The sequence below is a fragment of the Neoroseomonas lacus genome, from assembly GCF_014644535.1.
In the GTDB taxonomy this organism is placed as follows: Bacteria; Pseudomonadota; Alphaproteobacteria; order Acetobacterales; family Acetobacteraceae; genus Neoroseomonas; species Neoroseomonas lacus.
In genome coordinates this window covers 22623-41624 of the sequence record NZ_BMKW01000016.1, presented here as the reverse complement: position 1 = coordinate 41624, position 19002 = coordinate 22623, and the positions used below count along the sequence as shown (strand labels likewise).

18 protein-coding genes are annotated in these 19002 nt (G+C 70.0%); 7 read left to right on the top strand and 11 right to left on the bottom strand.

Annotated elements, in window-relative coordinates:
* Positions 1-251: 251 nt before the first annotated feature.
* From IEY36_RS25855 to IEY36_RS25840, 4 genes are all read right to left on the bottom strand, one after another.
* Complete coding sequence (locus IEY36_RS25855) at positions 252-932, bottom strand: winged helix-turn-helix domain-containing protein (RefSeq protein ID WP_188972387.1); 681 nt, start codon at positions 930-932, stop codon at positions 252-254.
* Between the two features lie 12 nt (positions 933-944).
* Entirely contained in the window at positions 945-1988 is a 1044-nt protein-coding gene (locus IEY36_RS25850) for a S1C family serine protease (RefSeq protein WP_188972385.1), read from the bottom strand.
* A 44-nt stretch (positions 1989-2032) separates the two neighbouring features.
* On the bottom strand, positions 2033-4534 hold the full coding sequence (gene hrpB, locus IEY36_RS25845) for an ATP-dependent helicase HrpB (RefSeq protein ID WP_373290353.1): 2502 nt from the start codon (positions 4532-4534) through the stop codon (positions 2033-2035).
* Positions 4535-4817: 283 nt separating this feature from the next.
* Positions 4818-5552: an aspartate/glutamate racemase family protein gene (locus IEY36_RS25840; protein ID WP_188972382.1), complete on the bottom strand. Its 735-nt coding sequence runs from the start codon at positions 5550-5552 to the stop codon at positions 4818-4820.
* A 300-nt stretch (positions 5553-5852) separates the two neighbouring features.
* Between IEY36_RS25840 and IEY36_RS25835 the strand changes: the two genes are divergently transcribed.
* Positions 5853-6806: an ABC transporter permease gene (locus IEY36_RS25835; protein WP_188972380.1), complete on the top strand. Its 954-nt coding sequence runs from the start codon at positions 5853-5855 to the stop codon at positions 6804-6806.
* 94 nt (positions 6807-6900) lie between these two features.
* The gene (locus IEY36_RS25830; RefSeq protein ID WP_188972378.1) at positions 6901-7809 is read left to right on the top strand and encodes an ABC transporter permease; all 909 of its coding nucleotides are present in this window, start codon (positions 6901-6903) and stop codon (positions 7807-7809) included.
* Between the two features lie 187 nt (positions 7810-7996).
* Here the strand turns inward: IEY36_RS25830 and IEY36_RS25825 are convergent, their stop codons facing one another.
* The 3 genes from IEY36_RS25825 to IEY36_RS25815 all read right to left on the bottom strand — a co-directional run bounded on the left by IEY36_RS25825 (position 7997) and on the right by IEY36_RS25815 (position 9871).
* Positions 7997-8440: a hypothetical protein gene (locus tag IEY36_RS25825; RefSeq protein ID WP_188972376.1), complete on the bottom strand. Its 444-nt coding sequence runs from the start codon at positions 8438-8440 to the stop codon at positions 7997-7999.
* Positions 8437-9069, bottom strand: a complete 633-nt coding sequence (locus IEY36_RS25820) for a glutathione S-transferase family protein (RefSeq protein ID WP_188972374.1) — start codon at positions 9067-9069, stop codon at positions 8437-8439. The genes IEY36_RS25825 and IEY36_RS25820 overlap by 4 nt, the downstream gene beginning before the upstream one ends.
* 64 nt (positions 9070-9133) lie before the next feature.
* A complete protein-coding gene (locus tag IEY36_RS25815) occupies positions 9134-9871 on the bottom strand; it encodes a Crp/Fnr family transcriptional regulator (protein WP_188972372.1) in 738 nt (245 codons plus the stop codon).
* 73 nt (positions 9872-9944) lie between these two features.
* Here IEY36_RS25815 and IEY36_RS25810 point away from each other — a divergent pair, with 73 nt between their 5' ends.
* The gene (locus IEY36_RS25810; protein WP_229681577.1) at positions 9945-10949 is read left to right on the top strand and encodes a sensor histidine kinase; all 1005 of its coding nucleotides are present in this window, start codon (positions 9945-9947) and stop codon (positions 10947-10949) included.
* Between the two features lie 116 nt (positions 10950-11065).
* On the opposite strand, the gene gshB is transcribed toward IEY36_RS25810, so the two are convergent.
* On the bottom strand, positions 11066-12013 hold the full coding sequence (gene gshB / locus IEY36_RS25805) for a glutathione synthase (protein WP_188972368.1): 948 nt from the start codon (positions 12011-12013) through the stop codon (positions 11066-11068).
* A gap of 275 nt (positions 12014-12288) precedes the next feature.
* On the opposite strand from gshB, the gene IEY36_RS31165 reads away from it, so the two are divergent.
* Entirely contained in the window at positions 12289-12903 is a 615-nt protein-coding gene (locus IEY36_RS31165; RefSeq protein ID WP_188972571.1) for a hypothetical protein, read from the top strand.
* Positions 12904-12971: 68 nt separating this feature from the next.
* On the opposite strand, the gene IEY36_RS25795 is transcribed toward IEY36_RS31165, so the two are convergent.
* The 3 genes from IEY36_RS25795 to IEY36_RS25785 form a co-directional block, all read right to left on the bottom strand.
* The gene (locus IEY36_RS25795) at positions 12972-13991 is read right to left on the bottom strand and encodes an FUSC family protein (protein ID WP_188972366.1); all 1020 of its coding nucleotides are present in this window, start codon (positions 13989-13991) and stop codon (positions 12972-12974) included.
* Between the two features lie 111 nt (positions 13992-14102).
* Complete coding sequence (locus IEY36_RS25790; RefSeq protein WP_188972364.1) at positions 14103-15089, bottom strand: HlyD family secretion protein; 987 nt, start codon at positions 15087-15089, stop codon at positions 14103-14105.
* A 49-nt stretch (positions 15090-15138) separates the two neighbouring features.
* Entirely contained in the window at positions 15139-16578 is a 1440-nt protein-coding gene (locus IEY36_RS25785; protein ID WP_188972362.1) for a helix-turn-helix domain-containing protein, read from the bottom strand.
* 155 nt (positions 16579-16733) lie between these two features.
* On the opposite strand from IEY36_RS25785, the gene aceA reads away from it, so the two are divergent.
* The 3 genes from aceA (at position 16734) to IEY36_RS25770 (ending at position 18980) form a co-directional block, all read left to right on the top strand.
* Complete coding sequence (gene aceA, locus IEY36_RS25780) at positions 16734-18077, top strand: isocitrate lyase (protein WP_188972360.1); 1344 nt, start codon at positions 16734-16736, stop codon at positions 18075-18077.
* A 26-nt stretch (positions 18078-18103) separates the two neighbouring features.
* Positions 18104-18283: a hypothetical protein gene (locus IEY36_RS25775; protein WP_188972358.1), complete on the top strand. Its 180-nt coding sequence runs from the start codon at positions 18104-18106 to the stop codon at positions 18281-18283.
* A gap of 145 nt (positions 18284-18428) precedes the next feature.
* Positions 18429-18980: a cytochrome b gene (locus tag IEY36_RS25770; RefSeq protein WP_188972355.1), complete on the top strand. Its 552-nt coding sequence runs from the start codon at positions 18429-18431 to the stop codon at positions 18978-18980.
* Positions 18981-19002 lie beyond the last annotated feature (22 nt).

Below are 19002 nucleotides of genomic sequence, written 5' to 3'. Positions count from 1 at the left end.
TCCGGACCTCCCCCACCAAAGGCCCGAGGCCTTTGGAAACCGATACTTGGTGTTGGGCAATGGGGGGTTTCGCGAAAGCAGGGCGATTGCCCTGCTCTGTGCCGGGCACAATGTCTCAGTCCTGGCAGGGTTGGCGCGCCCGACCCCAACTCAAGGTGTCCGCAGGCCCTCAGGGCCTCGGCGGGGTGAGATCCGGCGAGGGGAAGGGCCTCTCCTCGATGCCGCCAGCATCGCATCCTCGCGCGTGGACCTCATGCCTCGGCGCGAATCATGTAGCCCGCATTGCGCACGGTATGGATCAACGGCTTGTCGAAGCCTTTGTCCACCTTCTGGCGCAAGCGGCTGACATGCACGTCGATCACATTGGTCTGCGGATCGAAATGATAATCCCACACTTTCTCAAGCAGCATGGTGCGCGTCACCACCTGCCCGGCATGGCGCAGCAGATGCTCCAGCAAACGGAATTCGCGCGGCTGGATCTCGATGCGCTTGCCGCCACGCGTCACGCTGCGCGACAGCAGATCCATCTCCAGGTCGGCGATCTTCAGCCGCGTCGCCGGCGCATCCACCGTCGGGCGGCGCGCCAGCGCCTCGACCCGGGCGAGCAATTCGGCAAAGGCGAAGGGCTTGACCAGATAGTCGTCGCCACCCGCCTTCAACCCCTTCACCCGTTCATCGACCGCCGACAGCGCCGAGAGGAAAAGCACCGGCGTCCGGTTGCCCTGCCCGCGCAGCGTCTCCACCAGCCGCACGCCATCCACCCCGCCGGGCAGCATGCGGTCAAGCACCAGGATGTCGAATTGCTCGGACGCGGCCAGGAACAGACCATCGCGACCATTGCCCGCGTGCTCGACCACATGGCCGGCTTCCTGGAGGCCTTTGCGCACAAAGCGCGCGACCTCAGCATCGTCCTCGACCAGCAGGATACGCATGCGCTTTCGTCCTCAGCCTTCGTTCGGCCGCCGGCCGATCTGCACGGCGATTTCCTGGCTCCGTCCGCCACGCGTCAGCGTCAGGCGCACCGTCTCCCCGGGCGGGAGCCCGGCGACGCCGCGCACTAGGGCGCGCGATGTGACCACCGGCTCCCCGTTCAGCGCGGTCACCAGGTCCCCCTGGCGCAGGCCCGCACGCGCGGCCGGGCTGCCACGCTCGACGCCCATGATCACCGCGCCACGCTGGTGGCGGCCCTGCTCCTCGGCATCGGAGACCGAGACGCCCAGCCAGCCGCGATCGACCCGCCCGCCGCGGATCAGCGCCTCGACCACCGGCCGCGCGAGGTCGGACGGCACCGCGAAGCCGATGCCGGCGGAGGCGCCGGAAGGCGAATAGATCGCCGTGTTGATGCCGATGACCTCGCCCGAAAGGTTGAACAGCGGCCCGCCGGAATTGCCGGGATTGATCGGCGCATCGGTCTGGATGAAGTCGTCGAACGGCCCGGCGCCGATATCGCGCCCACGGGCCGAGATGATGCCGCTGGTCACCGACCCGCCAAGGCCGAACGGATTGCCCGCCGCCATCACCCACTGCCCAACCCGCATATTGGCCGAAACACCCAGCGACACGGCCGCCAGCGGCGCCTGCGGCGTGATCTTCAGCAGCGCGATGTCGGTCAGGTCATCCGCGCCCAGCACCCGCGCGACATATTCGGTGCCGTTCTGGGTGGTGACCTGGACGCGCGTGGCATTGCCCACGACGTGGCCATTGGTGACGATGATGCCCGAGGGCTCGATGATGAATCCCGACCCGGCCCCCTGCACCAGATGCCCGCCGCGCCGGCGTTCCTGCGGCGTGTCGCGCCGTTCGAGCGGGCCGGCGCGTTCGCGGCTGGTGACCTGGATGCTGACCACGGCCGGCAGCACGCTTTCGGCGAGGTCGGCGAAGTCGGGCAGGCCGCGCTGCGCCGCGCCCGGCCGGGCGCAGGCGATCAGGGCGGTGGGCAGCAGCAGCGCCATGCGACGGGACAGACGCGGCGACTCGGCGGGGGGCATTGATTTCCTCACAGGATACAATCTGCGCTGACGCAACCGGCCGTTCAACCGCCAGCCGCCGGATCCTCCGGCCAGGCGTGTTTCGGGTAACGGCCGCGCATCTCCTTGCGGACCTCCGACCATGTGCCTTTCCAGAAGCCGGCGAGGTCCCCAGTGACCGCAATCGGCCGCCCGGCCGGCGACAGCAGCGCCACCTGCAACGGCACCCGGCGCCCCGCCAGCGGCGGCATGGCGGCGAGGCCGAACAGATGCTGCGCGCGCGCCTCGAGCGTCGGCACGTCGCGCGCATAGTCGATCGCAGCCGAGCGCCCGCCCGGCAGCGTCATCCGCGCCGGCAGCGCGGCATCGAGCGCGCGGCGCAACTCCCACGGCAGGTGGTCCAGCACCAGCGCCGTGGCGTCCAGGGCCGCCAGTTCCGTCAGTCGCGTGCGGCCATGCAAATGCGGCGCCAGCCAATCGCGTACACTGGCGATGAGCGCGGCGTCCGAGACATCCGGCCAGGCCTCGCCCTCCACCTTGCGCATCCAACCGATGCGCGCCTGCGCCTGGCGCGCGGCATCGGTCCAGTTCAGATCACGCAATCCACGTTCCCCGGCCGCATCGGCGAGCGCGAGCGCGACCGCCTCGGGGTCGGCATGGGCGAGCGTCGCTTCCTCCAGCACCAACGGGCCGAACATCAGCCGGCGACGGGCGACCACGGCGCCGGCGCGGGCGTCGAAGGCCGCGCCCTCCTCGCGCCGCAGCCGTTCGGGGAAACGGGCTTCGAGCACGGCGCGGTCGATCGGCGCGGCCATGCGGATGCGTGCCTCGGTGCCCTGAAGCGCGAGGTCCGCCACCGCCAGCAGCACGGATTTCGCCAGTGGATCGGTCGCCGGCAGCCGCGCGCCCTGGCCGGAGGTGAGCCGGAAGGCGCCATCCATCGTCCCGCGTTTGGCGGCGATCCGGTCGGGGAAGCCGGCGGCGAGCAGCGCGCCGGCATCGCCCTCGGCATGCACGCCGCCATGCACGCCCAACCGCCGCCGATGCAGCGCCGAGGCCCGGCGAATGCGGTGAATCGTCGCCCGGTCCGCATCGGCGTGATCAGCGCCATGCAGCAGGTCGAGCCGCAGATGGATATCCGCCGGCACCTCGCGCCCCCGGATCGGGTCGCGTTCCTCCAGCAGCGCGGCGAGGTCCGCGGCCAGCGCCCGTTCCCCGTCATCCGTCGCGGCGACCAGCATGCGCGCGAGGCGCGGATGCGTCCCCAGCCGCGCCATGCGCCGCCCTGTCGCGGTGATGCGCCCCTGCCCGTCCAGCGCGTCGAGGTCGCCCAACAGCGCCTGTGCCGCCTTCACTGCCCCGGCCGGCGGCGGGTCGAGAAATGCCAACTCGGTCAGCGAAGTCCCCCAGCCGGCGACGTCGAGTACCAGCGACGACAATTCGGCCTCCAGCATCTCCGGCCGGTCGGCGAGCGGCAGGCCGCGATGAAGTGCCTCGGACCATAGCCGGATCGCGACGCCAGGTGCGGTGCGTCCCGCGCGACCGGCGCGCTGTTCGGCTGCCGCGCGGCTGATGCGGATGGTCACAAGCCGCGACAGGCCGCTCGCGGGGTCCAGCCGCGGCGCACGCCGGAAGCCGCCATCGACCACGATGCGCACGCCCGGCACGGTCAAGGATGTCTCGGCGATCGAGGTGGACAGCACCACCTTGCGCCGCCCATCCGTCGTCGGGTTCAGCGCGACATCCTGCTCCGCCGGCGGCAATTCGCCGTGCAGCGGCACCACCAGCGCATCGAGGCCGGCCAGCCGTTCCTGCGTGCGCCGGATCTCGCCCCAACCGGGCAGGAAGGCGAGCACGTCGCCCGGATGCTCACGCAGCGCGTCGCGGATGGCGCCGGCCATCGCCTCGGGCAGGTCGCGCGCCTCGGCGATGTCGCGCCCGCGGTGCTTCAACGTGACGGGGTAAGCGCGGCCGAGGCTTTCGATGACCGGCGCGTCACCCACGGGCCCGGTCGGCGTAGCGCCGGAGGGCGCGGCGCCGTGAATCGGCCCAGCACCCAAGAGCCCGGCGAATGCCGCGCCATTCAGCGTCGCCGACATCGCCAGCAGCCGCAGTTCCGGCCGCAGCGCCCGCTGCAGGTCGAGGCACAAGGCCAGCGCCAGGTCGGTGTCGATGTTGCGCTCATGCGCCTCGTCGAACAGCACGGCGGCGACGCCCTCGAGGCCCGGGTCGGATTGCATCCGCCGCACCAGCAGGCCCTCGGTGACCACCTCCACCCGCGTGCGGTCGGAAAAGGCGCGGTCGAGCCGAGTCGCCAGCCCGATCGTGCCGCCCGGCGCCGGTTCGCCCAGCATCTCCGACATGCGCCGCGCGGCGGCACGGGCAGCGACGCGGCGCGGTTCCAGCACCAGGATGCGCGCACCCTCGGCCCAGGGCTCGTCCTTCAGGATGAGCGGGACCAGCGTCGTCTTGCCGGCACCAGGCGGGGCGATCAGCACGGCGTTGGGGCCGGCGCGCAAGGCCTCGCGCAGGGCCGGAACGGCCTCGGCGACGGGGAGATCGTACATGTCGGGCATCAGGCGGGACCGAGAGGGGCTTTGCCCCCCTCGGGCTCCCCCCACCAGAGGCCTAAGGGCCTCTGGACACCGATACTTGGCGTTGGGCGGGGCAGGTCATCGGCGGCGACCAGCCATGCGCTGGGCCCGTTGGCCGGCGTTGCCTCCTGGCGCCATGCCCGGCGCGCGCTCCGTCCACTCGACACCAACTCCCGGCGGTCCAGGGTGCCCGGCACCCTAGCGGGGTGAGGTTTGGAGAGGGGCAGAGCCCCGCTCCAATTCCCGGCCTTTGCCATCAAGCAAACCAGCGCCGCAGCGCGTCCGACCCGCCCAGCATCGGCGCCTGCCCCACACGCGGCGTCACTGCACCGCCGCGCACCGCCGCAACCAGCGCGCAGTCCAGGCTGTCGAGCACCGGCACCCCCACCAACGGCGCGACACGCGGCGCAAGCCCGGCCAGCCCCGCCCCGCCCAGCACCACGGCGCCCGCGCCATCGGCCACCGCCGCGCGCGCGGCCTCCGCCAGCAGCGCGATGGCACCGTCCGGGTCCCGGGCGATCATGTCCCCGGTCGGCGCAACCCCGCGCACCAGGGCACGATCCGGCCCCAGGCCGCGGATCAGGCAGAATTCTTCCAGCATCGGCACCCAGAGCGCGCCCCCGGTCAGCAATGCAACGCGCGGCGCCAGCGCCAGCGCGGCGGCGATCGAGGTCTCCGCCATGCCGAATACGGGGACGGGCAGCAGTTCGCGCGCCGCTTCGATCCCCGGTTCGCCGAAACAGGCGATGATGACGGCATCGTAGCCGCGCGGATTGTCGGCGCCGACATGCTCGGCCAGGGCGGTGAGCACGGCATGGCCGGCGACGGCCACCGCCGCGCGGGTCGAGATGTAGCGCACGCCGAAGGGTGCCGTGGCCGGGACCACCTCCATCGCCGGCAGGCCGAGACGCGGGATCGCCGCCGCCGTTCGCGCCGCGAGCAGCTCGGTGATGGCCGGGTCGGTATTGCCGTTCAGCAGCAGTATGCGCATCGCGTGGGATCAGCATGGGGGCGTGGCGGGCGCAAGGGCCGAGGCCCGCCATCGCCTGGAACCGGCGTCGGACGCCACCCGCGCGGGCAGGCTGCCGCTGTTCTGGGCAAGGCCGGGGCGGGGCTGCCCGGCCGGCAGGGCATGGGGCATGGCATGGCCCTTGCAGCGCTGAACCATCTGTTTCGTCGGCCAGGCGGGCCGGTGCCGCGACGAGATCGCCACGCGCCACCGTCCGAAGCGACGACCAGGACCCCATTCCCGCCGGGCCGCAGCCTTGCCCGGGCCCCGTGAGGAGAGCGCATGTTTTTCTACCTGATCCGCCGCATCCTCTATGCGATCCCGATCGCGCTGGCGGTCGGTTTCTTCTGCTTCATGCTGGTGCAGATCGCGCCGGGCGACCCGATCAACGCCATCGTCCCGGCCGACGCGCCGGGCGATGTGGTGGAGCAGGTTCGGCGCGACTACGGGCTCGACAAGCCGCTGCCGATCCAGTTCGGGCTGTGGCTGATGAAGGTGGTGCAGGGCGATCTGGGACGGTCGCTGGCCACCGGGCGCAGCGTCTGGTCCGACCTGTCGGGGGCCATCATGAATACGCTGCGCCTCGCGCTGGTCGCCTCGGTGGCTGGCTTCGTGATGGGCTGCGTTCTGGGCGGGCTGGCCGGGACCTTCCGTGGCTCCTTTGTCGACCGCGCGGCGGTGGGTGTCGCCGTGGCGGGCGTTTCGGTGCCGCATTACTGGCTCGGCATGGTGATGGTGGTGATCTTCTCGGTGCAGCTGAACTGGTTGCCGGCGATGGGCGCGGGGCCCGGCGGATCATCGGATTGGGCCTGGGACTGGGAACACATGCAGCACCTGGTGCTGCCGGCGGTCACCCTCGCAGTCATCCCGATGGGCATCGTCACGCGCACGGTGCGCGGCATCATCGCCGAGATCATGAGCCAGGAATTCGTCACCGCGCTGCGGGGCAAGGGGCTGACGCGCGGGCGCATCTTCGTCCATGTCGTGAAGAACGCCGCGCCGAACGCGCTGGCCGTGATGGGCCTGCAGCTCGGCTACCTGATGGGCGGTTCGATCCTGGTGGAAACGGTGTTCTCCTGGCCCGGCACCGGGCTGCTGCTGAACAACGCGATCTTCCAGCGCGACCTGCCGGTGCTGCAGGGGACCATCCTGGTGCTGGCGATGTTCTTCGTGACGCTGAACCTGTGCGTCGACCTGATGCAGACGGCGCTCGACCCGCGGATCAAGCGGGCATGATCCGCCCTCTTCATGTTTGCGCGCGTCACCGCGCGACGGATCAAGCGCGCATGACGAACCAGATGGTTTTGACCGGCACCGAAGGGAACGGCCGATGAGCGCCACCACGCCGACGGCCGCCGAGGCCGAACTCGCCCTCCAGGCCAAGCAGACCGTCACCCGCAGCAAGGGCTACTGGGCGGGGGTGCTGAAGCGGCTGCGGCGCGACCCGCTGACGATCCTCTGCGGCCTGGTGCTGCTGCTCATGCTGCTGGCGATCGTCTTCGCGCCGCTCCTGGCACCGCATGAACCCTTCCAGGGCAGCATGATCCGCCGCCTGAAGGGGATCGGCACGCCGAACTACCCGCTGGGCACCGATGAACTCGGGCGCGACATGCTCACGCGCCTGCTCTATGGCGGCCGGCTATCCTGGTTCATGGGCATCACGCCGGTCGTGCTCGCCTTCTTCATCGGTACGGTGCTCGGCGTCCTGGCAGGTTTCGCCGGCGGCAAGATCAACATGGCGATCATGCGCACCACCGACGTCTTCTATGCCTTCCCCTCCGTGCTGCTGGCGGTCGCCATCTCGGGCGCGCTCGGCGCGGGCATCATGAACGCGATCCTCGCCCTGACGCTGGTGTTCATCCCGCCGATCATCCGCGTGGCGGAAAGCGTCACGACCGGCGTGCGCAATCTCGACTTCGTCGACGCGGCGCGGGCCTCGGGTGCTTCCGCATTCACCATCGTGCGCGTGCACGTGCTGGGCAATGTGCTGGGGCCGATCTTCGTCTATGCGACGTCGCTGATCAGCGTCTGCATGATCGTGGCCTCGGGCCTCTCCTTCCTCGGCCTCGGCACCAAGCCGCCGGAGCCGGAATGGGGGCTTATGCTGAACACGCTGCGCACGGCGATCTATGTGCAGCCCTGGGTAGCGGTGCTGCCGGGCGTGTGCATCTTCGTGACGTCGATCTGCTTCAACCTGCTGAGCGACGGGCTGCGCCAGGCGATGGACGTGAAGGCCTGATCGGCCTTCACTCCATCGCTGTTTCAGCTTAGCACGCTTGCCGGCGTGACGGACGTGAAGGCATCATCGGCCCTCACTCCATCGCTGCTTCGGCTTGGCAAGCCTGCCGGCGTGACGGACGTGAAGGCCTGATCGGCCGTCGCCTTCATCGCCGGCGTGGCCTACGTCGTGACGAACGCGGCGGCCTTCACCAGAGCGGCAGGAACCGCTTGATCACCGCGCGCGACAGTCGCTGGTTGGACCGTCGCCACGGATCTTCCGTGTAGAACACCGGTTCCGCCGGCTCCCAGCCCGAGCAGCTCCAATCCGACTGCCGCGCGAAGAACGCAACAAACGCCTCCTCGTCACGCCAATGCGCGATCGCTGGACCAGGGAAGAAGCCATCCTGAATCTCGCACAGGATGACGCCGCCGCCGCTGCGGATCAGCCCATGGCCGCAATAGTCCCGGTGCGTCTCATGGATCAGCCCCTTGCCCTGTGCGCACCGGGACAATTCACGCCAAAGTCGGCCGGCCAAGCGTTCGCCGAAGGGCCGGCGGTCCAGCCTGGCGGCGAAGCGTTCGCGCTCGGCGCGATTGGACTCGTAATAGTCGCGCAAATAGGCGTCGTGGTCGGGTGGCGGTTCCGTCATGTCATCGGCACAGCCACCCAGCGATCGAAGCCCGGGCGCTGGCCGATCGCCGCATACCAGCGCGCCAGCGCCGCGAATTCCGGCATCCCGTCCACTCGCACTTCCGGCCCGAACCACCGCCGCGCATAGCAACCGAGCACGATGTCGGCGATCGTCATCGCCGCACCGTCGATGAACGGCCCGCCATGGCGCGCGATATGCGCATCGAGCATCGCCCAGCATTCGCCCGCGGCCTTGGCCGCCGCCATCACGGCGGCCATGTCGCGCTTGTCGGGCGCGGTGCGCACCATGCCCCAGAACAGGTTGCGCTCCGCCGGGCCGAGCGTGGAGAGCTGCCAATCCATCCAGCGGTCGGCACTCGCCCGCGCCGCCGGGTCGGTCGGATACAGCGCGTCGCCATGCTTCATCGCCAGGTAGCGCAGGATGGAATTCGACTCCCACAGGACGAAGTCGCCATCCTCGATGGTCGGCACGCGTCCATTCGGGTTCATGGAACGATAGGGCACATCATTCACCACGCCATGCTCCATGCCGGCGTCAACGCGGTCATAGGCGGTGCCGAGCTCGTCGAGCATCCACAGCACCTTCTTCACATTGACCGAATTGACCCGGCCCCAGACCTTCAGCATGCGCGCCTCCCTGATGATGGCACGTAGGATAAAGCCATCGGCGTGACCGAGGAACCGCCGCCCGCTAAAGCAACGGCCGCAACGGCGCCGGCTGTTCCCAATACTGCCCCACCCGCCGCATCGCCCCCAGATCGCCGATCGCCAGCCGCTGATCCTCCAGCCGGATGAAGCCGCCCTTGCGCAGTCGTTGCAGCACCCGGTTGGTGTGCACCACCGAGAGGCCAAGCGCATCGGCGATGTGAAGCTGCGTCAATGGAAACGGAATGCTGTCCCGCTCCACCAGCCCGACCGAGGCAGCGCGCTTGAACAGATGCACCAGCAATGCCGCGACGCGTTCCATTGCGGTGCGGCGCCCCACCGTCAGCACCGCATCATCGACCAGCCTTTCCTCGTGCGCGGCGAGCCAGGTGACATCGAGCGCAATGCCCGGATGGTCGCGAAAGAAGCTCGGCACGGCATCGCTGCCGAAGGCACAGAGATTGACCGGCGTCAGCGCCTCAACCCCATGCGGCAGCCGCGCCAGCAATTCCCCCTGAAGCCCGAGCAGATCCCCCGGCAGCAGGAAGTTCAGGATCTGCCGCCGGCCATCCTCCAGCGACTTGAACCGGAACGCCCAACCGGCCAGAAGGACATAGACGCGTGTGGTCGCCTGCCCCTCGGCGAGAACGGTCGCCCCGGCCGAGCACAAGCGCTGGCCGACCTTGGCGGCGGAAATGGACATCACCTCCTCCGGCCGCAGCGGCTTGAAGGCCGGCAGCGGTCGCAAGGGGCAAGCCGAGCAGGGCAGCACTGGTTCCATCATGGTGGTTATCACAGGTTAATGACGCCGCGTCGCGTGGATTGCAGTATGCGGCAACCCAAGGAGACTGACCGGCTTGGCCGTATTCGAGAGCCTCGGCCGCAAGCCATGGATGGGGTGGGCAGTGGCCGCAATCACTTTTGCAGCCGCTTTCCTCACCCGCTATCTGTTTTCCGACGTCATGGCGGGCCTGCCCTTCCTCACGTTCCTGTTGGCTGTGCTGCTGACATCCTTCGTCGGTGGCTGGCTGCCGGCGACGGTGGTGGCGGTCGCCTCGCTGCTGTCGGCCAGCTATTTCTTCTTGCCGCCGCCGGGCGCCTGGACCTTCGTCTGGCCGCGCGACGCCGTGGCCCTGGCGCTCTTCGCCGCGGTGGCCGGTAGCCAGATCGCGCTGGTCCACCGGCTGACCAAGGCGATGCGGCGGCTGGAATGGAAGCGGGCACAGATGGAAGCGCTGCGCGCCTCCGAACAACTGATGTTCAGCGAATTGCAGCACCGCATCGCCAACGGCATCCAACTGGTCGCCAGCCTGCTGTCGCTCGAGGCAGCCCGCGTCGAAACCGCCGAGGATGCCGTCGCCGTGCTGGACGACGCCGTGACGCGGCTGTCGATCGTCGCGACCATCCACCGCCGACTGCACGACCCGGCGCTGGGTGAGACAGGCTTTGAAAAGGCGATCGAGACCCTGGTGCGCGACATCCTGGTGGCCGCCGGGCGCGATGGCGTGACGGTCAGCGTGACCGCGCCGCGCCTGGCGATCACGCCGGCGGACGCCACCTCCTTGTCGATGATCATCGCCGAGGCCGTGACCAACGCCGTCAAGCACGCCTTCGCGGGGCGCGAGACTGGCCATATCGCCATTCGCTTCGAGGCCACGGCGGATGGCGGGCGCCGCCTTGTGCTGCGCGATGACGGCCCCGGCTTCGAGACCGTGCCGGATGCCGATGGAGAAAGCCTCGGCCTGCTGGTGATGAGCAGCATGGCGCAACGGCTGGGTGGCAGCCTGGAACTCGGCAATGCGGCCGAGGGCGGCGCGGTCGTCACGGTGTTGTTGCCGCCGCCGGAGGATGCGCCGGGGTGAGGAAAGCCGGAGGGGGCAAAGCCCTCTCCGGTTCCGCCGTCGGGCGGCATCATCCCGGCGCGAATGGAGCAACGCCCCACTCGCCTCCGCCGGTCACGACACCGGGCCGCTAGTACTTACCGCTTCGCCTCGATCGCATCCCAGATCGCCTTTTCCAGATGCACGCCGTCGAAGCGCGCGATCTCCTGCAGCCCGGTGGGCGAGGTCACGTTGATCTCGGTGAGGAAGCCGCCGATCACGTCGATGCCCACGAAGATCATGCCGCGCGCCTTGAGTTCCGGCCCGATGGCCTCGCAGATCTCGCGCTCGCGATCGGTCAACGTCGTGGGCTCGGGCCGGCCGCCGACATGCATGTTCGAACGCGCCTCGCCGGCGGCGGGCACGCGGTTGATCGCGCCCATCGCCACGCCATCCACCAGGATGATGCGCTTGTCGCCCTCGCGCACGGCCGGGACGTATTTCTGGATCACGAGGGGCTCGCGGGAGCGTTCGGTGAACATCTCGACCAGCGCGTTCATGTTCGGGTCTTCGGGGCGCAGATGGAACACGCCGGCGCCGCCATTGCCGAACAGCGGCTTGATGATGATGTCGCCGTGCTCGGCGCGGAAGGAGGCGATGCGCCGGCGGTCGGCGGTCACCATCGTGATCGGCATCAACTCGGGGAAATGCGTGACGAACAGCTTCTCCGGCGCGTTGCGCACCGAGGCCGGGTCGTTCACCACCAGCGTCTTCGGGTGGATGTGCTCGAGGATGTGAGTCGCGGTGATGTAGCCCATGTCGAAGGGCGGGTCCTGGCGCATTAGCACCACATCCGCGCCGGAGCCGAGGTCGAGTTCCACCTCCGCGCCGAAGGTGAAGTGGTTGCCCTGTTCGCGCCGCACCTGCACCCGCTTCGCCCAGGCGGTGACGCGCCCGCCGCGCAAGGCGAGGTCGCGCACATGGTAGTGCCACAGCGCATGGCCGCGCGCCTGCGCCTCCAGCATCAGGGCGAAGGTGCTGTCAGCGTCGATGTTGATGGTCTCGATCGGGTCCATCTGGACCGCGACGCGAAGGCTGCGGGTCATGGGCGCGCTTCCTGATCCGGGTCCGCGAGGGACCCCTCGAGTGATGGTCCGGGACGGACCGCTTGGGCCTGTCGTGCCACCCCCGCGCGGAATCCGCCAGAGGCCCTGGGCTGGCACCGACAATGCAACTCATGGTTGTTTTAGATTAACGTCGCACGATTGTGGGTTAAGCTCTGCCGTCTTTGTGGCATAGATTGACGCATGGTTAAGGTCCGCGCAGCGCGGGCCCGAGACGCGGCAAGAGGTCGCAATCACCCCTCGGTTCGAGTTGCGCCATGATCATCCCGCCTCTGCCCGACGCCTTCTTCCTCCTGGAGGAACCGCCTTTCGTCGTTCCGGACGAAATCCTGGTCTCCGGCCCCACCACGGTGACGGAGGCGGTGCCGTCTGTTGACGCGGTATTCGCCGCCACCCCGGCGACTGAGGCGCTGCTCGTCGCCATACCGGCGCCCGAGGCCCCCGTGCCCGTGGAGCCCGCCCCCGCCGCCGGGCCGGATGTCGCGCCCCCCGAAGCCGCGCCGGAGCCTCTACCGGCCGCCGGGCCTGCGCCCGAACCGGCGCCGGCGGTGACCGCCGCCGATCCCGCCCCCCCGCCGCCCTTCGACGTGCCGCCCGAGGATGCCTTCCCGAGCCTGGCCGATCTAGACGCCATCCTCGCGGCCAATGCCGGCCCACTGCCCGGCCCGGAGCTGGCGGAGCAGGAAGCGCTGCTCGCCCTGCTCGGCCTCGACCTCGCCATCGCGGCGGACCCCGACCTCTACGACGCGACAATCGCTGGGCTGCATGACCCCGATGCCGAGCAGGTCGTCGCCGACTGGATGAATGAGGCCGGCGTCGGCGAACCGCCACCGGAATGGCCAGGCCCGGTCGGGGACTGGCATCTGGGCTGATCGCCGCCAGCCGCCCTGCCATGGCTCGCCCCGGTGCGCGGAACCCGCTCGCGAGCAACGTCACCCGGTCAGGCGCTTCCACCCGACCGGGATCCGCCCTGCCGGCCCGCCAGCCCATGGGGCTGAAGCATCCCTTGCATCACCACCGTCGTCGTCAGGATCAGCACGAGGACGCCCAGGGTCGCCCCGGCCAGCCGGTCCACCACCGGCAGGATCGATGCCGGCGGCCCGCGCCCGGCGACCAGCGTGATGATCACCGCGAGCCCGCCCTGCGTGCCGACATAGGCTGACGGCCCGCCGCCATGGTGCAGCACCGAGAACAGGAACAGCCCCAGCCCCAGCACGCCGAGCCACAGCACAAGCGACGCCCCGCCCAGCATCATCGCACCCAGCCCGAAAGCACCACCCAGCAGGCAGCCCACCACTCGCTGCCGCCCCCGATGACGCAGCGCGCCGAGGTCCCGGTCCAGCACCACCAGCGCCGAGATCGCCATCTGCACCGGCTGCGGCAGATCGAAGCGCTGCCACAGCAACACCACCGCCACCAGCACCAGGCCGCCGATCAGCGTCACGGCCGAGAGTTCCCGCTCCGACAGCACCGGCGCCGCGGCGCCGGGCGCCGCCCTGGCGGTGGGCATGATCACCACCGCCACCGAGGCGGCGCAGATCACGCCAGTGATTATCTCCGCCGACCGATTGGCCGCGAAGTCGAACAACCCGGCCGGTGCGACCGCCGCCTGCACCAGCACCATCGTCGCCGTCACCGCGCCGAGCAGCCAGGCATAGGGCGCCGCCGCGACATACCGCGCGCGCGTCCCCACCGCCCCCACGCAGAACAGCGCGACCAGCAGCAAGGCCGGCTGCCCGTTCGACAGCGTCGCCAGCACCAGCCCGGCGGCCAGGCCGAGCAGCGTGCCCATCACCCGCTGCATCGCCTTGGCCAGCATCATGTGCCGGTCCGGCCCCGCCACCACCCAGGCCGAGATCGCCGACCACCACGGGTCCTGCAACCCCAGCAGCAGCGCAGCCAGCACCGCCACCACCACGCCGGTCGCGGTGGTCAGACCCTGCCGCGCGCTCCACCCCATCGGCCTAGCGTCCACCCGACACGTCCGGCCGCGGCCCGCACCCCCACCTCACGACCTTCGAATGGCCGGCCGGGTAAGGTGCGGGCCGCCGCCGGACAGGAGGATGGACACTCAGAACCACACCAGCACGCGCGCCGTCGCGCCATGGAAGAGCCGCACCCCGGGCGGCAGGTCGGGCAGCGTGATCTCGACCGGGAAATGCTGCGGCAGGCGGATCCAGTCGGTCTCCGGCGGCACCACCGGCACCACCGCCTCGGATGCGCTGGCCGGCGCGCTCAACACCGCCGGGGCGATGCTGCGCACCCGGCCGCGATGCAGCCGCCACGGGTCGCTGCCGAGCAGCACCCAGACCGTCTGCCCCGGCCGCAGGCGCCGCAGATGCCGTTCCGCCACATTGGCGACCAGCCGCCAATCGGCATCGGTCACCAGCGTCAACACTGCCTGCCCCGGCGCGGCCATGTCGCCGGGCCGCGCGTCGAAGGGCGCGACACGTCCGGCAAGGGGTGCGAAGACGCGCGTGCGCGCCAAGTCATAGGCCGCCCGGTCCAGCGCCGCCGTCGCCGCCGCAGCCTCGGCCTGGCGCACCTCGACGAGGCGATGCGCCACGCTCAGCGCAGCCTCGGCGCGACGGATCTCCGCTTGCGCTACCGCCGCGTCGCGCACCGCATCCTGCACGCGTTCCTGCGGCATGATGCCGCTGCGCCCGAGCGTCTGGTCTCGCGCCAGGACGGCCTGCGCATCGGTCAGCCGCGCGCGTGCCTGGTCGATCGCGGCGGAGGCCTCCGCCACCGCATCCTCCGCCAAGCCGCGCTGGCGTTCGGCCACGTCGCGCGCGGCCGTGACACTCGCCACCGCCAGCGCGAAGGGCCGCGGCTCAATGCTCAGCAAAGGCTGGTTCGCCTCGACCGTCTGGTCCGGGCGCACCGGCAGCACGGCGATCGGGCCGCCCACCTCGGGCGCGACCGCCACCAACGCCGCCGTCACCCGCACATCGCCGGAATAGGCGGCGACCAGGCCGGTCGCCTCATAGGCGAGCCACAGCAGCAGCGCCCCGCCGAGCACGACTCGCACGACGTGATTCTCGATCCATGCCAGCATGCGGCGAGCGTAACGGGCGGCCGGGCGCGCCGGAAGGGCCGGCGACCGATCAGCGCCGCGTCTTGCGGGGCGGCGGCGCCTCGGCCGGCGCCGGCCGCGCCGCCGTCTCGAAGCGATAGGGCGCCGCACCCTCCTCGGCCGGGTCCAGCACTAGCCGGTGTTCCAACGGCGGAAAGGCACGGCTGCGACATTCCGCGCGGTCGCACAGCCGGCATGACAGGCCGATGCCGACGGCCGCCGCCTCAAGGTCGAGCCCTTCGGCATAGACCAGCTCCGGCGCGCGCGTGATGTCGCAGCCCATGGCCACCACATGCACCGCCGGCGGTTCGCCCCAATGGCCCGCCGGCCCCTGCACGGTCTGCGCGATGGTCAGGAAGGTCGCGCCATCGGGCAGCCGCGCCACCTGCACGCGGATGCGTCCGGGCGTGGTGAAAGCCTCATGCACCACCCAGCGCGGGCAGGACCCACCGAAGCGCGCGAAGGGAAAGCCGGCGGCGGAAAACCGCTTGCCGACATTGCCGGCGGGATCGACACGCAGGAAGAAGAACGGCACGCCGCGCGCGCCGTCGCGCTGCAAGGTGGAGAGCCGCTGCGCCGCCTGCTCGAAGGAAACGCCGAAACGCGCGGCCAGCGCCTCGATGTCGTGGCGGAATTCCCGCGCCGCCGCCAAGTACGCAGCATAGGGCATCAGCAGTGCGGCGGCGGCGTAGTTGAGCAGGCCGATGCGGACCATCTGCGCGGCCTCGGGCGTCGAGGGCTCGGCGCCCTCCATCGCCGCCTCCACCGCCTCGCGCGCTTCGAGCAGCATCAGCGTGAAAGCCATTTGGAAGCCGCGGGATTCGCGCGGCAGCGACTCCGACAGATGCAGCGTGCGCGCCGCCGCATCATGACGGCGCATCGCGCCTTCCAGCGGGCCGACGATGACGGTGAGGCCATGCGCACGGCGCAGGCGCTCGGCGATGGCGTGGTTCATCTCCGACGGACGCGCGCCGATCTCGCGCCCGATCGCCTCGGCGGCGGCTTCCAGCGCGGGGAAATGATTGGCGCGGTCATGGAAGAAGTCGCGCGTCTCCTCATTCGGCAGCAGGATGCGCCGGCCGGTCGGCAAGGCGAGGCCCGACGAATCCTCCCTCGCAACGCGCCAGGCGCGATACAGCGCGAGCACCGCGCGCGCCGCATTCGGCGCGGAAGCGGCGAGCGTCGCGACCTCGCCTTCCGGCACTTCCTCAAGGCCCAGCATCGGGTCCGACAACACCTCGCGCAGCCCGGATTCCAGTTGCCGTTCCGCGCTGCCCGACAGTGCGGCGAGTTCGACGCCGAGCACCTCGGTCAGCTTGATCAGCAGCGAGGCGGTCACCGCGCGCTGGTCGTGTTCGATCAGGTTCAGGTAGCTGCCGGAAATGCCCAGCCGCGTGGCGAGCGCCTGCTGCGTCAACCCGCGCTCGGCACGCAACCGACGCACCGTGCGACCGATGAGGGGGCGGGTCATTTCTTTACACCCTTCACAAAATCAGCGCCGCGATTGTGAAAATCACCACGTTCTTGCGGCGCCGCACCCAAGATCGCTGGTGCTTTTGCGCAGTGCAATGTGAATTATTCACGGGCGCCGGATGCACCGGCCACGACAGTCACTTGAGGATCATCATGCGCCCGACCAGCACGCCCTGCTTCGCTCCCGATGGTTCCACCGGCGGCCTGCCGCCCCAGGACCCGAACCGCTTCGCCGGCATCCGCCGCGACTACACCGATGCCGATGTCGCCCGCCTTGCCGGTTCCTTCCGGGTCAAGCACACCCTCGCCGAGAATGGCGCGCGCCGCCTGTGGCAGCTGCTGCAGAACGAGCCTTTCGTGAACACCCTCGGCGCGCTGACCGGCATGCAGGCGCTGCAGCAGGTCAAGGCGGGGCTGAAGGCGATCTACCTCTCCGGCTGGCAGGTCGCGGCCGATGCGAACAGCGCCGGGCAGATGTACCCGGACCAGTCGCTCTACCCGGTCGATTCCGTGCCGAAGGTGGTCAGCCGCATCAACGGCTCGCTGCGCCGCGCCGACCAGATCGCGACGATGGAACGGCTCGACGGCAAGGCGGATGACAGCATCCACTACATGGCGCCGATCGTCGCCGATGCCGAGGCCGGCTTCGGTGGCGCGCTCAACGCCTATGAACTGATGCGCGCGATGATCGAGGCCGGTGCCGCCGGCGTGCATTTCGAAGACCAGCTCGCCAGCGAGAAGAAGTGCGGCCATCTCGGCGGCAAGGTGCTGGTGCCGATCAGCCAGCACATCCGCACGCTGAACGCCGCGCGCCTCGCCGCCGATGTCGAAGGCGTGCCGACCGTCCTGCTGTGCCGCACCGATGCGGAATCCGCCCAGCTGCTGACGGCGGATGTCGATGAGCGCGACCGCCCCTTCATCGGCAATGACCGCACGCCGGAAGGCTTCTTCCGCATCCGTCCGGGCATGGGCAAGCAGTATGCGATCGCCCGCTCCCTGGCCTATGCGCCCTATGCCGACCTGCTGTGGTGGGAGACCTCCGACCCCGACCTGAACGACGCGCGTGACTTCGCCGAAGCGATCCATCGCGAATTCCCCGGCAAGATGCTCGCCTACAACTGCTCGCCCAGCTTCAACTGGCAGCGGAAGATGGGCGTCGAAGCCGCGGCGCAGTTCCAGCGCGAAATCGGCGCCATGGGCTACAAGTTCCAGTTCGTGACGCTGGCCGGCTTCCACAGCCTGAACCTGTCCATGTTCAACCTGGCGCGCGGCTATGCCGAGCGCGGCATGGGTGCCTATTCCGAGCTGCAGCAGGCGGAGTTCGCGGCGGAGGCCGAAGGCTTCACCGCGGTGCGCCACCAGCGCGAGGTCGGCGTTTCCTACTTCGACGCGGTGGCGATGGCGGCCTCGGGTGGCCGGTCCTCCACCACGGCGATGGAGCACTCCACCGAGACCGCGCAATTCCACGACGCCAAGACGCCCGAAGCGGCGCACTGACAACACAACACAGAGGAGACACGACAATGACCGACGACCGCCACGACGACGGCTTGGTGCACGCCCACAACTGGGCGACCGAACCGCCCCGCCCGGTGCAGGCCCAGCCCCGCGCGATCACGCCGCCCCCGCGCGAGGAGCCGGATGAGGGCTTGGTGCATTCCCATGGCTGGGCCTGCGGCGAACGCAACCGCCCCGCCCATTGACGCCACGCCGAGCCAGGGAACGGGGCCCCGGGGGACACTCCCCCCGGGGCCCTTTGGCGTTTTGCTGCACTGCGATACATCAAGGACATGCGGCGGACATACGGGGATGCTTTGTCCCCAGGCTTTCTGTCGCCGGAGCGCCGCCATGCCCACCACTCGCTTTTCCACCGCCAACATCATCCTGCATTGGACCATGGCCCTGGCCATCGCCGCTGCCTGGATCCTCGCGCAGGTGATCGACCTGGTGCCGCGCGGGCCGGGGCGCACCGCCGTGCTGGGCAGCCATGTGCTGGTCGGCCTCGCGGTGCTCGCATTGCTGCTCCCGCGGCTGCTGGCCAGGCTGCGCGGTCCGGTGCCGGGGCCGGTGCCGGGGACATCGGCCTGGGAAACCCGGCTCGCCGCCGCAACGCATGTGCTGCTGTACGTGCTGATGCTGGCCCAGCCGGTCACCGGCATCGCCTTCGCGCTGGTGCGGCGCAGCCCGACCGATGTGCTCGGCCTGTTCGCCATCCCGAACCTGTTTGCCGATGACACGCTGCGCAGGCTGCTGGGCGAGACGCATGAACTGCTCGCCAACCTGCTGCTCGCCACCGTCGCGCTGCACGTCGCGGCGACGCTGTTCCATTTCTTCATCCGCCGCGACGATGTGGCGGCGCGAATGATCCCGGTACTCGTGCGCGACGAGCCGGCCTCTTGAGCGTGATGGCCGCAGGTGCGAA

What these genes read in the sequence shown, in the direction of transcription:
- IEY36_RS25855 (WP_188972387.1), bottom strand. Translation starts at nt 932, where the DNA reads ATGCGTATCCTGCTGGTCGAGGACGATGCTGAGGTCGCGCGCTTTGTG.
- IEY36_RS25850 (WP_188972385.1), bottom strand. Translation starts at nt 1,988, where the DNA reads ATGCCCCCCGCCGAGTCGCCGCGTCTGTCCCGTCGCATGGCGCTGCTG.
- hrpB (WP_373290353.1), bottom strand. Translation starts at nt 4,534, where the DNA reads ATGTACGATCTCCCCGTCGCCGAGGCCGTTCCGGCCCTGCGCGAGGCC.
- IEY36_RS25840 (WP_188972382.1), bottom strand. Translation starts at nt 5,552, where the DNA reads ATGCGCATACTGCTGCTGAACGGCAATACCGACCCGGCCATCACCGAG.
- IEY36_RS25835 (WP_188972380.1), top strand. Translation starts at nt 5,853, where the DNA reads ATGTTTTTCTACCTGATCCGCCGCATCCTCTATGCGATCCCGATCGCG.
- IEY36_RS25830 (WP_188972378.1), top strand. Translation starts at nt 6,901, where the DNA reads ATGAGCGCCACCACGCCGACGGCCGCCGAGGCCGAACTCGCCCTCCAG.
- IEY36_RS25825 (WP_188972376.1), bottom strand. Translation starts at nt 8,440, where the DNA reads ATGACGGAACCGCCACCCGACCACGACGCCTATTTGCGCGACTATTAC.
- IEY36_RS25820 (WP_188972374.1), bottom strand. Translation starts at nt 9,069, where the DNA reads ATGCTGAAGGTCTGGGGCCGGGTCAATTCGGTCAATGTGAAGAAGGTG.
- IEY36_RS25815 (WP_188972372.1), bottom strand. Translation starts at nt 9,871, where the DNA reads ATGATGGAACCAGTGCTGCCCTGCTCGGCTTGCCCCTTGCGACCGCTG.
- gshB (WP_188972368.1), bottom strand. Translation starts at nt 12,013, where the DNA reads ATGACCCGCAGCCTTCGCGTCGCGGTCCAGATGGACCCGATCGAGACC.
- IEY36_RS31165 (WP_188972571.1), top strand. Translation starts at nt 12,289, where the DNA reads ATGATCATCCCGCCTCTGCCCGACGCCTTCTTCCTCCTGGAGGAACCG.
- IEY36_RS25795 (WP_188972366.1), bottom strand. Translation starts at nt 13,991, where the DNA reads ATGGGGTGGAGCGCGCGGCAGGGTCTGACCACCGCGACCGGCGTGGTG.
- IEY36_RS25790 (WP_188972364.1), bottom strand. Translation starts at nt 15,089, where the DNA reads ATGCTGGCATGGATCGAGAATCACGTCGTGCGAGTCGTGCTCGGCGGG.
- IEY36_RS25785 (WP_188972362.1), bottom strand. Translation starts at nt 16,578, where the DNA reads ATGACCCGCCCCCTCATCGGTCGCACGGTGCGTCGGTTGCGTGCCGAG.
- aceA (WP_188972360.1), top strand. Translation starts at nt 16,734, where the DNA reads ATGCGCCCGACCAGCACGCCCTGCTTCGCTCCCGATGGTTCCACCGGC.
- IEY36_RS25775 (WP_188972358.1), top strand. Translation starts at nt 18,104, where the DNA reads ATGACCGACGACCGCCACGACGACGGCTTGGTGCACGCCCACAACTGG.
- IEY36_RS25770 (WP_188972355.1), top strand. Translation starts at nt 18,429, where the DNA reads ATGCCCACCACTCGCTTTTCCACCGCCAACATCATCCTGCATTGGACC.